The organism is Streptomyces pratensis (genome assembly GCF_016804005.1).
GTDB classification, from domain to species: Bacteria; Actinomycetota; Actinomycetes; order Streptomycetales; family Streptomycetaceae; genus Streptomyces; species Streptomyces pratensis_A.
Genome location: NZ_CP051486.1, coordinates 4011098 through 4025676, shown reverse-complemented (window position 1 = coordinate 4025676; position 14579 = coordinate 4011098). Strand labels below are relative to the sequence as shown.

2 protein-coding genes (1 of these 2 cut by a window edge) are annotated in these 14579 nt (G+C 71.2%); both read left to right on the top strand.

All coding sequences use genetic code 11. From position 1 onward, the window contains the following. Positions 1-13749: an SDR family NAD(P)-dependent oxidoreductase gene (locus tag HED23_RS16250; RefSeq protein ID WP_203184114.1), complete on the top strand. Its 13749-nt coding sequence runs from the start codon at positions 1-3 to the stop codon at positions 13747-13749. Beyond that, positions 13746-14579, top strand: the start of a protein-coding gene (locus tag HED23_RS16245; protein ID WP_203184113.1) for an SDR family NAD(P)-dependent oxidoreductase. Its footprint extends 7806 nt past the window's final position; only the first 834 of its 8640 coding nucleotides appear in the window; it begins with the start codon at positions 13746-13748; the stop codon falls past the right edge of the window. Before HED23_RS16250 ends, HED23_RS16245 begins: the two co-directional genes overlap by 4 nt.

Sequence of the window (14579 nt, the reverse complement as noted above, 5' to 3'; positions counted from 1 at the left end):
ATGGACAGTGAGCTGGAACGGCTTCTGCTGGATCTCAAGGCCGATCGCGTCTCCAAGGAGCACGTCAAACGGTTCCTGAAGGAGCGTCAGGACCGCACGGGAGCGCCGATGGGCCTCCCCGGCGCGGTGCCGTCGCCCGAGTTGGTGCGGTGCCACCCGGTCTGGCAGGCGGCCGACGGCCCCGCGACCGGGCGGAAGCCGGGACAAGTGCTGCTCCTCACCGGGTCCCCCGCACTGGAGCAGGCACTGCGTGAGCAGGATGCGGCGGTCGACGTGCGCCTCCTGCGGACCGGGGCCACCGGGCTCGCGGACCGCTACGCCGACCTCGCGGGCCAGGTGCTCGCCGCGCTGCGCCCGCTGGCCGGCAACCCGGAACTGCCTTCCACACTGGTTCAGCTCGTCTGCTCCCTGGAAGGGGAGGACACTCTCCTGTCAGGCCTGATCGGCCTGGTCAGGAGTGCGGGCCTGGAAAACCCCGGGATCGTGCCCCAGCTGCTCCTCGTCGACCCGGCCGCCGGGGTGTCGCCGACCGCCGCCCGCATCCTGGCGAGTCGCGAGCGTGGTGGCGACCGCGTCGTACGGTTCCGCGACGGCGTCCGTGAGGTCCTGACCTGGCACGAGGCGTCGAGCACCGGACACACGACCCTGCCCTGGCGGGAAGGCGGTACGTACGTCGTCACCGGCGGCCTCGGCGGGCTCGGACTGATCTTCGCCCGGGACCTGCTGAGATCCGTACAGAACGCGTCCGTCCTGCTCAGCGGCCGCTCCGCCCTCGACAGCAGCCGACGAGAGCTCCTCGAGGGCCTGCACCGTCCGCATGCGCGGGTGGAGTACACGCGGCTCGACGTGGCCGACCGGGACGGTGTCGAGGCGTACCTGGCAGGTGCGCGGCGTGAGCACGGTGCCATCCACGGCATCATCCACAGCGCCGGGATACTCCGGGACGGATTCGTGGCGCACAAGAGCGCCGAGGAACTGCGTGAGGTCCTCGCCCCCAAAACAGCCGGCACCCTCAACCTGGACGCAGCCAGCAAGGACGACGCGCTGGACTTCTTCGCCCTGTTCTCCTCCACCGCGGCGGTCACGGGCAACGTAGGCCAGTCCGACTACGCCGCCGCCAACGCGTTCCTGGACGCGTTCGCGCACCACCGGGGCGGTCTGGTCGCGCAGGGCCTGCGCTCGGGGCGAAGCCTCTCGCTCAACTGGCCGCTGTGGGCCGAGGGCGGGATGCCGGTCGACGAGGAGACGGAGCAGGCCCTGCGGGAGCAGACGGGCATGCACGCCTTGCGCACCGAGTCGGGCCTCAGGGTCTTCCACGACGCCCTCGGGTCGGACCACTGCCAGGTGATGGCGGTCGAGGGCGACGGGCCGCGCATCCGCCGGACGCTCCTCCGGCAGCCGACGACCACCGCCGGGTCCGCCCCGGCCCCCGTACCCGCGCTTCCCGAGGGCGTCGACGACGAGGCGCTGCGCGACAGGATCGTCCGCAGGCTCGGGCAGATGCTCAGCGGTGTCATCGGCCTGCCGGTCGCCAGGATCGACGCTCATGTGCCGTTGGCGAACTACGGCATCGACTCCATCGTCGTCACCCGGCTCAACCGGAAACTCGCCGACGTCTTCCCGGACCTGCCCAAGACGCTGCTGTACGAGTTCAACTCGCTGGATGCCCTCGCGCGTTACTTTCTCCGGGCGCACCGGCAGGGATGCCTGGACTGGACGGGGTCGGTCGCGCCCCGGCAGGCCGCTCCCGCGCCGGGGCAGGCCGCTCCCACGCCGAGGCCGGTGGAAGCCTCCGCAGCCGGACGGCAGGCGCAGGCGCCGTCCTCGCCCGCCACCGGGCGCACCGAGGACGCGGTCGCCGTCATCGGCATGAGCGGACGGTTCCCGCAGGCCCGGAACCTGCGGGAGTTCTGGGAGAACCTGGCCGACGGGCGAGACTGCGTCACAGAGATCCCCGAGGGCCGCTGGCCGTTGGAGGGCTTCTACCACCCCGACCGCGACCAAGCGGTGGCGGCGGGCCTGAGCTACAGCAAGTGGGGCGGATTCCTCGACGGGTTCGCCGAGTTCGACCCGCTCTTCTTCGCGATCTCGCCGCAAGAGGCCATGAGCATGGACCCGCAGGAGCGCCTGTTCCTGCAGGAGTCCTGGAACGCGCTGGAGGACGCCGGCTACACCAGGCAGCGCCTGGCCGACGCCCATCGCCGTAGGGTCGGTGTCTTCGCCGGCGTCTCGAAGACCGGTTTCGACCTGTACGGCCCCGAACTGCGGAAACGCAACGAGAAGCTGCACCCCTTGACCTCGTTCGCGTCGGTGGCGAACCGGGTGTCGTATCTTCTCGACCTCACGGGGCCGAGTCTGCCGGTCGACACACTCTGCTCGTCGTCCCTGAGCGCCGTCCACGAGGCGATCCAGCACCTTCGCCGCGGTGAGTGCGACCTGGCCGTCGCAGGTGGGGTCAATCTCTACCTGCACCCTTCGAACTACACCCTGATGTCCGGCAAGCGGATGCTGTCGGACGACGGCAGGTGCCGCAGCTTCGGAGCCGGAGGCAGCGGATTCGTGCCGGGGGAGGGCGTGGCCGTCGTCCTGCTCAAGCGGCTGGAGGACGCCGAACGGGACAACGACAACATCCGGGCAGTGCTGCGTGGCAGCAGCATCAACCACGGCGGCCGGACCAACGGCTACACCGTCCCCAGCCCCGTCGCGCAGGCCGAGGTCGTGCGCGAGGCGCTCGCCCGTGCGGGCGTCTCCGCCGGCGAGGTGAGCTTCGTGGAAGCACACGGCACCGGCACCGAGCTGGGCGATCCGATCGAGGTCGACGGGCTGGCCCAGGCGTTCGCCCCGGACACCGGCTCCCGGCAGCAGTGCGCCATCGGCTCCCTGAAGAGCAACATCGGTCACCTGGAGGCCGCCGCGGGCATCGCGGGGCTGCTCAAGGTCGTCCTCCAGATGCAACACGGGCACATCGCGGCCGGCCTGCACGCGCAGGAACCCAATCCCAACATCGACTTCACCCGGACGCCCTTCCGTCTCCAGCGGGAGACGACCGAGTGGACGCGACCCGCAGTAGTCGGTGACGACGGGGAGTTGACGGAAGGCGACCGGATCGCCGGGGTCTCCTCGTTCGGTGCCGGCGGATCCAACGCTCATGTCGTCGTTGCGGAATACCGCCGAGCCGCTCCCGCACCCGCTCCCGAACAGGAGGGCGTTCCGCACCTGATCGTCCTCTCGGCGAAGGACACCGACCGCCTCCGGGAACGGGCCCGGGACCTGCTCGACTGGCTCGAATCCCGGGACGCCGCCGCCCTCGACCTCGGCGCCGTCGCCCACACGCTCCAGCTCGGCCGTGAGGCGATGGACGTGCGGCTCGCACTGGCCGTCGCGTCCCACGCCGAGCTCGTCCGGGGACTCACCGCGTTCGCCGCCGGCGAGCAGGACGTCGAGGACCTGCACCTCGGCAACGTGAAGGAGCACCGGGAGGCGCTCACCGCCCTCGGCGACGACGGCGACATGGCCACCACCGTCGACGTGTGGATCGAGAAGGGCAAGTTCGACCGGCTGCTCGGCCTCTGGGTCAAGGGCCTGAGCGTCGACTGGGGCAAGCTGTACGGTTCGCAGCGCCCCCGGATGCTCCCGCTGCCCGGTTACCCCTTCGCCCGGGAGCGCTACTGGGTGGGCGACCTGCTCGCGGGACCCGGCCCCGCCGATCCCGGTGCCGGACGGCTCCACCCGCTCGTCCACACCAACACCTCCACCCTCGACGCCCAGCGGTTCGGTTCGGTCTTCTCAGGGGAGGAGTCCTTCCTCACCGACCACGTCGTCGACGGCCGCAAGGTGCTTCCGGCCGCCGCGTACCTGGAGATGGCACGTGCGGCGCTGGACGCCTCGCTCGACGGGCGCACGCGTCGGACCGTGCTCCGCAACGTGGTGTGGGCCCAGCCCCTGACGGTCGCCGAGGAACCCGCCCACGTCTCGACGACGCTGTACGCCGCGCAGGCCGGTTCCGCGCCCGGGGAAGCCGCCGCCGGGGAGGTGACCTTCGAGATCTCCGGCGTTCCGGGAGGTGCACCCGACGCGGACGCCGTCGTCCACAGCCAGGGCACTGTCCGGGCCCTCGCCGGTGACGGCGCGCCGGAAGCCGTGGACGTGGACGCGCTGCGTGTGGCGTGCGGTGCCGCACAGATGGACGCCGAACAGTGCTATCGCGTCTACCGGTCCATGGGTCTCGACTACGGCCCCGCGCACCGCGGCGTCGAGAGTGTGGCCATCGGCGACGGGCAGGCGCTGGCAAGGCTGCGACTGCCGTCCGGGACGCCGGCCGACGCCGACGGGTACGTGCTGCACCCAGGTCTTCTGGACGCCGCCCTGCAGTCCGCCGTCGGATTGTTCGGCCGTGACGAGGACCGGGCGGACCCCACCCCCGGCATGCTCCACCTCCCCTTCGCACTGGACGAGTTGGACGTGCTGGGACCTTGCACTCCGCAGATGTGGGCGTGGGTCCGGTACAGCGACGACGACCAGCCCGATCTCGGTATCCGCAAGCTGGACATCGACCTCCTCGACGACACCGGCACACCGCGCTGCCGGCTCCGGGGCTTCACCTCCAGGGCGTACGCGGCGGATGCCTCCGCCGAGCGGGCCCGCGGCACACTGCCGCAGGGTGAGGCGGCGTCCCCCGCGGTCCCCGCCGCGGAGGACGGCGACGGCCCGGACCGCACCCTGGAGGAGCGGACCTGCCAGTACCTGGTCGACTTCCTCGCCGCCGAGCTGCGGGTGCCCGCCGAGCGGATCGACGCGGACGACGCCCTCGAGCACTACGGCATCGACTCGATCATGGCGATGAACCTGACCAACAGGCTGGAGACGGTCTTCGGATCACTGCCCAAGACGCTGTTCTACGAGTACCAGAGCATCAGCGCCCTGTCCGGATACCTCCTCGGTGCGCACCGGCCGAGACTGGTCGAGTTGCTTGCCACGGAAGCCCAGGAGCCGTCCGGTACCTCCGCGGACGCCCCCCGGGGCGCGACACGGTCCGGGCGCACCCGCCCGGCGGTCGTGCGGCGCAGCCGCCTGGAGCCGGTGGGACGGGACACGGAGATAGCCGTCGTCGGACTGGCGGGCCGCTACCCCCAGGCGCGGAACATCCGGGAGTTCTGGCGGAATCTGGCCGAGGGCCGGGACAGCGTCACCGAGATTCCCGCCGACCGCTGGGACCACGCCCCCTACTTCGACCCGGACATGAACGCGCCCGGCAAGACCTATGCCAAGTGGGGCGGCTTCCTGGACGGTGTGGACCGCTTCGATTCGCTCTTCTTCAACATCGCTCCGCGCGAGGCGGCGTTCATGGACCCGCAGGAGCGGCTGTTCCTGGAATGCGTGCACGAGACGCTCGAGGACGCGGGGTACACACGCGAGGCGCTGAGCCGGTGCGCGGACCGCGGCCTGCCGGGCAACGTCGGAGTCTTCGTCGGGGTGATGTACGAGGAGTACCAGCTCTACGGCGCCCAGGAGCAGGCGCGCGGACGTAACGTCACGCTGTCCGGCAGCGCGTCGACCATCGCCAACCGGGTGTCGTACGTCTTCGACCTGCACGGTCCGAGCATGGCCGTCGACACCATGTGCTCGTCGTCGCTCACCGCGCTGCACCTGGCCTGCCAGAGCCTGCGGACGGGCGGCTGCGAACTGGCCGTCGCGGGCGGTGTGAACCTCTCCTTGCACCCCAACAAGTTCCTGATGCTCGGCAGCGGCAAATACGCGTCGAGCAAGGGCCGGTGCGAGAGTTTCGGACAGGGCGGTGACGGATACGTCCCGGGTGAGGGTGTCGGCGCGGTCCTGCTCAAGCCGCTCGCACGCGCACGAGAGGACAACGACACCGTCTACGGCGTCATCCGGGCCACTTCGGTCAACCACGGCGGCAAGACCAACGGATACTCCGTCCCCAACCCCCGCGCGCAGTACGACGTCATCGGCCACGCGCTCCGTGAGGCCGGAGTCGACGCGGAATCCGTGAGCTACGTAGAAGCTCACGGAACCGGCACCTCACTCGGTGATCCCATCGAGATCGCCGGACTGACCAGAGCCTTCCGTGAGCACACCGACCGGACGCAGTTCTGTGCGATCGGCTCGGTGAAGAGCAACATCGGGCACGCCGAGAGCGCGGCCGGTATCGCCGCGCTGACGAAGGTGCTGCTGCAGATGAAGCACGGCCGGATCGTGCCCTCCCTGCACTCCGAGGTGCTCAATCCCCACATCGACTTCGACGGCAGCCCCTTCTACGTGGCGCGGGAACCGGAGCGATGGAGCCGTCCCACGGGCCACGACGGCACCACGGCACCGAGAGTCGCCGGCATCTCGTCCTTCGGGGCGGGAGGCTCCAACGCACACGTCATCGTCGAGGAGTACCTCCCGGCCCCCCGGCCGGACGGAGTCCCTCCGGCGGGCGGTCCCGCCGTCGTCGTCCTCTCCGCGCGGACGGACGACGCCCTGCGGGCACAGGCCGGTCAGCTGCTGCGCTGGACGACCGAGGGCGAGGGCGCCGAAGCCGGGCTCGCGGACATCGCCCACACCCTCCAGACAGGCCGGGAGGCATATGAGGAACGTCTCGGACTCATCGCCGCCACGACCGCCGAACTCGTCGCGGGAATCACGGCGTTCCTGGACGGAGAGGCCGGAATCCCCGGCCTGTACCGGGGCCGGGTGGAACGCCGGCAGGGCAGCTTGGCAGTCTTCACCGCCGATGTGGACCAGACACGGACGCTGGACGCGGCGCTCGCGCGGCGCGAGTACGGCGAGCTCGTACAACTGTGGACGACCGGTCTCGTCGTGGACTGGTCGAAGCTCCGCGACGCATCCGAATACGCACCGCGCCGGATATCGATGCCGACCTATCCCTTCCAGGGCGAGCGCCACTGGCCGGCCGGCGTTACCGCGACCGGACAGAGCCGGGCGGACCGCCCGGCGCAGCTCCATCCGCTCCTGCACGTCAACACCTCGACGCTCCACGGGCAGCGCTTCACATCGGTCTTCACCGGTGAGGAGTTCTTCCTGAGGGACCACCAGGTCAGGGGCAGGCCCGTACTGTCCGGTGCCGCCTGCCTGGAGCTGGCGCGCGCCGCCGTCGCCGCCTCCCTCGACGAGCCGTACCGCGTCTCCAGCATCCGGAACGTCGTCTGGACACGGCCGGTCACCCTGCACGAGCCGGGGCTGACCGTCCAGGTCCGCCTGCGGCCCGAGAAGGACGGCGAGGTCGGATTCGAGATCCTCGGTCCGGGCGACACGGCTGCCGGAACCGCCGGCACGGTCCACAGCGAGGGCGTGGTGCACGTGACCACACGCCCCGCGGCCGCGGACGCCGGCGGCCACGTCGACCTGCCGCGGCTGCGTGACGTATGCCGGACCCCCGGACCAGAGGCGGACGAGCTGTACGCGACCGCCGAGGCGCTCGGTATGGGTTACGGCCCAGGTCACCGTGGCATCCAGCGATTGTGGACGGGCGAGGGACAGGTCCTGGCCCGGATCGCGCTGCCCGCGGCCGTGCGGGACACCCGGGACGCCTACGGGCTCCACCCCTCGACGGTGGACGCCGCCCTGCAGGCATGCGCGGGCCTGCTGTCCGGAGCGGACGGTGAGGACGCGCTGCCGCTGCCCTTCGCGCTGGACGAGGCCGAGATCCTCGGCCCCTGCCCATCGGAGGTGTGGGCCTGGGTGCGGGACGGCGCGGGCGAGGAGGGCGACGGTCCGCGTCGCATCGACATCGACGTCTGTGACGACGACGGGCGGGTGAGTGTCCGGCTCAGGGGCGTCGCCCTGCGCGCCCGTACGACGGCGACGGCCACCCGTGAGCTGTTCGCCGCCCCCCACTGGGTGGTCTCGGACCCGGTTCCGGCCACGGTTCCGGCCCCCGAGGGCCTGGTGCTGGTCGTGGAGCTCCCCGAAGTCGCCGCGGCGCTCGAGGCATCGGACACCACGCGGGTTGTCCGGGTGACGTCGGACGCGACAGACGCCGGGCGCCGCTACACCGACTACGCACTCCACGTCTTCGACGAGGTCAAACGACTGCTCGGGGAGCCTGCCCACCACCCGGTACGGGTCCAGCTGGTCGCTCCGACCGTCGAGTCGCCGCTGTGGACAGGCCTGGCCGCCATCCTGAAATCGGCGGCACTGGAGAATCCGCGGCTGCTCGGCCAGATGGTTCTGGTGGACCGGCAGGACGCCCCGGAACGCTCCGCGTCCCGCGTGACGGCGGACCGCGCGGTGCTCACGGACCTGGCCGTGCGGTACCTCGGAGGCCTCCGCGAGGTCCTGAGGTGGCGCGAGGAGGACGTCGACAACCGTCCGGCGGTCACGCCCTGGAAGGACGGGGGCGTCTACCTGATCACCGGGGGCGCCGGCGGTCTGGGTCAGGTCTTCGCGCACGACATCGCGAAGAGGGTCCCCGGGGCCCGGATCGTGATCGCCGGCCGTTCGCCCCGCGACACGCACAAGGACGCCCTGCTGGATCAACTGCGGCTGCACGGCGCGGAGGCGGTCTACACGCAGGCGGACATGGCGGTCAGGGACGACGTGACCGCCCTCGTCCAGGACACCCTGGAGCGGTACGGCCGGATCGACGGGGTCCTGCATGCCGCCGGGTTCACCAGCGACGCGTTCGTCATACGGAAGGACGCGGACGAGTTCTCCCGGGTACTGGCGCCGAAGGTCGCGGGACTTGTCCACCTGGACGAGGCCACGCAGGACGCCGACCTCGACTTCCTGGTCGCCTTCTCCTCGGTCGCCGGGGCCCTGGGCAACGTCGGACAGGCCGACTACGCGGCCGCGAACGCGTTCATGGACGCTTACGCGGCCCACCGCAACACGCTGGTGGGAAGGGGCGAGCGCCGGGGGAGGACCCTGTCGGTCGCCTGGCCCCTGTGGGCCGACGGCGGTATGCACGTCGACGCGCCGACGGAACGCTCGCTGCGCGAACGCTTCGGGCTCGTGCCGTTGCGGGACGAGGAGGGGCTGCGAGCCCTGTACCTGGCCATGGCATCTCCGTCCGACCAGGTGATGGTGCTCTCGGGCGACCGCCCGAAGATCACGCGGACGCTCCTCGCCGGACTCCTCGTGGACGGCCCCGCGCCCCGGCCCCTGTCCTCGCCGGATGCCACGGCGACGGCGACGGTGGTGCCCGACGCGAACGGGGTGGCGGTGCCTGTGGACGGACCGGACGAGAACACCGTGCAGCAGGCCGTGGCCTACTTCAAGCGGCTCCTGGCATCGGTCATCGACCTGCCCGCCGAAAGGATCGACGCCGAGGCGTCGCTGGAGGAGTACGGCGTCGACTCCGTCATGACCATGGAGATGACCCGCACCCTGGAGGGGGTCTTCGGTTCGCTTCCGAAGACCCTGTTCTTCGAGCACCGGACCATCGCCGCCCTCACGCACCACTTCCTCGACACGCGTCCTCGGCAGGTCGAGGAGCTCCTGCCCTCAGCAGCCGGGCGCCGGCAGACACCCGCAGTCACGCCGCACGTCCCCGAGCGGCCCGCCCTGGGAGCGGGACGCACATGGCCCGTACCCTCCGCCACTCCGTCGGGGGCGACAGCCGGCCCGGCGCCGGGAACCGGTGACACGGCGATCATCGGACTCGCGGGCCGCTACCCCCAGGCCCGCGACGTGCGGGAGTTCTGGCAGAACCTCGCCGCCGGCAAGGACTGCGTCACCGAGATCCCGGGCGACCGCTGGGACCACAGGCGCTTCTTCGACCCCGCCAAGGGGGCACCGGGGAAGTCCTACAGCAAGTGGGGCGGGTTCCTCGAAGGTGCCTACGACTTCGACCCGCAGTTCTTCAGCATCTCCCCGCGCGAGGCCGAGGTCATGGACCCGCAGGAGCGGCTGTTCCTCCAGTGCGTGCACGAGACGCTGGAGGACGCCGGGTACGTCCGGGACACCGGCAAGGACCGCACGGGGAACCTGCTCGACGGCCGGGTCGGCGTCTTCGTGGGCGTGATGTACCAGGAGTACCAGCTGTACAGCGCCCTGTCGGGGGACGCCGGCGCCGCGCCGGTCGTGTCAGGCAGCTCCGCGTCCGTCGCGAACCGGGTGTCACACGTGTTCAACTTCCGCGGGCCTAGCATGAGCGTCGACACGATGTGCTCGTCGTCGCTCATGGCCGTGCACCTGGCCTGCCGGAGCCTGGAGGCGGGCGACTGCGACACGGCGGTGGCGGGTGGCGTGAACCTCTCGCTGCACCCGAACAAGTACCTGCTGCTGAGCCAGGGCCGGCTCGCGTCCAGCAACGGTCACTGCGCCAGCTTCGGCGCCGGAGGCGACGGCTACGCGCCGGGGGAGGGTGTGGGCGCGGTCCTGCTCAAACCACTGGCACGAGCGATCGCGGACGGCGACCGGATCTACGGAGTGGTCAAGGGCACCGCAGCCAACCACCGCGGCAGGACCAGCGGTTACTCCGTACCGGAACCGTCGGGCCAGGCCGACGTCGTCGGTGAGGCCCTGAGGCGAGCGGGTGTGAACGCCCGGGACGTCAGCTACATCGACGCGAACAGCGTCGGCACCTCCCTCGGCGACCCGATCGAGATCGCCGGGCTGAGCAAGGCGTTCGGCCCCTACACCGACGACCGGGGGTTCTGCGCGATCGGCTCGGTGAAGAGCAACATCGGACACGCCGAGAGCGCGGCCGGCATCGCCGGCATCACCAAGGTCCTGCTCCAGCTCCAGCACGGCCGTCTGGCACCGTCACTGCACGCCTCGACGCTCAACCCGCACATCGACTTCGAGCAGACCCCGTTCGTGGTGCAGCAGGAGCTGGCCGAGTGGCCGGCGCCCGTGCCGGACGACGGCACGCGCGGTGCACTGCCGCGCGTCGCGGGCGTGTCGGCGTTCGGGGCCGCAGGCTCCAACGCGCACGTCGTGATAGCGGAGTACGTCCCCGACAGCCCCACGCCACGCCCGTCGGCCGACGCCGACCCACGTGCCGTGATACCGCTGTCCGCGCGCACGGCCGAGCAGTTGAGGACGCGGGCCGAGCAACTGGTGGAGTGGCTGGGCCGCCCCGAGAACGCGGAGCTCGCGCTCGCGGACGTCGCCTACACACTGCAGGTCGGCCGCGAAGCACGGGAGGAGCGCCTCGGTGTCGTCGCAGCCTCCGTGCCCGACCTCGTCGAGAGGCTCGGCCGTTTCCTGGCGGGCGGGTTCGCGGGCGGAGAGATCGTCCGTGGCTCGGTCGCCGGCGGAGCCCAGATGCTGACGCTGTTCGCGTCGGACTCCGACCTCGACGTGATGATCGCGGCATGGGCCGAGAAGGGGAAGTACGAGAAACTGCTCGAACTGTGGGTCAGCGGTGTGCCCGTGAACTGGCGGACCCTCCACCGGACCGGGACTCCGCGGCGCGTCGCGTTGCCGTCCTACCCCTTCGCGGCCGAGCGGTACTCCGCCTTCGACGACCTGCCCGCGACCGAACCGAATGCGTACGGCGGAACGGCGCCGCTCCATCCGCTGGCCCAGGTGAACACGTCCGACTTCACCGAGCAGCGCTTCACGTCCGTCGTGACCGGGCAGGAACGCTTCCTGGGGGATCACGCCGCTCGGATCGTGCCCGGCGCTGCCTTCCTGGAGATGGCGCTGGCCGCGTGCTGCCTCAGCAGCCGGTCGGCCGTCGAGCCCTCGGCGCCGGTGGTGCTGCGCGACGTCGTGTTCGCGCAGCCGCTCCGTCCGGCCGACGGTCTCCGCGAGGTGCACGTCGGCCTGCGCCCGGAGGACGACGGCGACATCCGGTTCCGGATCAGGAGTACATCTTTGGGCGGGGACGGCGACTCCCGAGCCGCCGCCCACAGCGAGGGTGTCCTCTACTTCGCGGACGGAGCCGACGAGGCAGTGCTCGACGTCCCCGCCCTGCGGCGGGCATACGGGAGTTCCGGCCTGACGGCCGAGCAGTACTACGGGCGTCACCACGACGACGGACTCGCGAACGAGCCCGCCCGCCGGGCCGTCCAGCACATCTGGACCGGGTCAGGGCACGCGCTGATCCAGTTGACGCTGCCTGATCCGGAGCGTGACACCGAGGACGGGCTCGTACTGCATCCGGGCCTGCTGGGCGCGGCGGTGCAGGCGTGCTCCGACGTCCTCGGCCGGCCGGCCGGGTGGGAAGGGGCGAATGACGGCGATGGACCAGCGGTGGTCCGTGCCATCGAGGAAGTCCTCGTTCTCGATGCCTGCACGGCCTCGATGTGGGCTTGGGTCCGGCCCGGCGCACAACAGGCCGGCCACGGACAGGATCCCGGGTTCGACCTCGACCTGGCCGACGAGCAGGGCCGGGTCCGCGTACGGATCGGCGGCCTCACGTTCGACCGGGAGGCGCCCGACCGAGACGACCCCGCATCGACCACGGCCGGTCCGGCAGCGGAACGCCACGACACGGCCCCTGCCGGAGGGACGGAGGCCCGCGGCGGGCGGCCGGTACTGCTGCGCCCGCAGTGGCGGGCTCGCCCCGTACCGGCCCCGCAGTCCGGCTCCGCCGGCGCGCGAACGACCGTGCTGCTCGCCGGACTGCCCGAGCTGGTGCCCTTCCTGCGGGGCGACGACGCCGATGTGTTCCTCCTGACCTCCGAGGACGAGGCCCCGGACAGGCGGTACACCGCATACGGCCTGCAGCTACTGAGGCACCTGCGCTCCATCATGCGTGGAGCCACCGGCCGCAACCACGTCCAGCTGGTGGTCCCCGGCACCCCGGACGCGATCCTGCTCCCAGGCCTCTCGGCCATGCTCAGGACGGCCTGCCTCGAGAACCCGGCTTTCACCGGACAGGTCGTCGTGCTGGACCGGACGGACACCCCTGAGAGCGCCGTGGTGCGGATCCGGGAGAACCGAGGCTGCCCCGAGGAGACCCTCGTGCGGTACGCCGACGGCCTCCGGGAGGTGCGGGCCTGGGCAGAGTGCGAGTCCCGTTCCGCCCCTCGCACGCTGCCGTGGAAGGAGAACGGTGTCTACCTCCTCGCCGGCGGAGGAGACGTGCTCGGACGTGCCGTCGCTCGGGAGATCGCCACTCAGACGGGGAACGCGACCGTCATCGTCGTCGGCAGGCCCCCTCTGGACCCCGAATCCGACGAGGCGTCGTGGAAGCCGGCGGCCGGCAGCGTGGTGTGCTACGAACAGGCCGACATGTCCAACCCCTCCGAGGCGGACGCACTGGTCGCGCGGATCCTGGAGCGGCACCGGGGGATAGACGGAGTCATCCACATCGCCGGGATCACCCGCGACGCGCTCATCGTCGACAAGGCGGGCCGGGACTTCCTGGACGTCCTGGCCCCGAAGGCGGCGGCTGTCGTGAACCTGGACGCGGCGACCCGGTCACTCCCGCTGGACTTCTTCGTGACCTTCTCGTCGCACTCCGGAGTGAACGGTGGTGTCGGTCAGGTCGACGGCGCCGCGGCGAACGCGTTCCTGGACGCCTACGCGCTGTACCGGCAGGAACTCGTCGCCCTCGGCGAGCGCTTCGGGCACAGCCAGTCCGTCGACTGGCCGCTCCGGGCGGACGGCCTGCCGGAGCCGGCGTACACGGAGCCGGGGCCACGTCTGCCCGGCGACGCGGAACCGCCGCCGGAGGCGGCCGGTATCGGGGACCTCCACCGGATCCTGCACTCCGAGCACAGCCAGGTGATGGTCCCGGTGCCTCCGGCCGGCCGCACCCTGGGGGACACCTCGGTCCTGACGCAGCGGAAGCTCCCTACTTTCACCACCGATGGGACGGATTCGTGAAGCACTTTGACAGCGACCTGCTCGAGGAGAAGGCGAGCGAGTACCTCGAGCACCTCCTCTCCGAGATCACCAAGCTCCCCCTCGCCCGGGTCGACGCTCAGGCCGCATTCGAGAGCTTCGGTATCGACTCGGTGATGGCCCTGACCATGACAGCGCGGATGGAAGCAGTCTTCGGGCCGCTGCCCACCACCTTGTTCTTCGAGTTCGGTACGCCCCGCGAGCTGGCCCGGCACCTGGCCGCCACCCGTCGGTCCCACGTGTCGAGCCTCCTCGGCGAGGCCGCTAACGGCACGGCTGCGACGGGGACGGCAATGACGAGCGCCGCCGCGACGGGCACGGCAGTGACGGATACGGCCGCACCGGCCGCCGGCACCCCTGCGGCCGGTGTCCAGGCGTTCCGCACAGGTGGTCGAGCCACGGGACCGCTACGGCGCAAACCCCTGTCGTCGACGAGGTGGTCGGCACAGACGGGCGGGAAGCCGTCGCACCAGCCGTCCCGACCCGTGCCCGCTCTCCCCGAGCGGCAGGCAACGGACATCGCGATCATCGGACTCGCCGGGCGCTACCCCAAGGCCCGCACCGTCGACGAGTTCTGGGCGAACCTCGCCGCCGGACGCGACTGCGTCACCGAGATACCGGCCGACCGGTGGGATCACGCGGCGTACTTCGATCCGGACCCGGACGCCCCCGGCAAGACGTACAGCAGGTGGGGCGGATTCGTGGACGGCGTCGACGAGTTCGATCCGCTGTTCTTCAACATCTCACCGGTCGAAGCGGAGCGGATGGACCCCCAGGAGCGTCTGTTCCTCCAGTGCGTCCACGAGACCGTG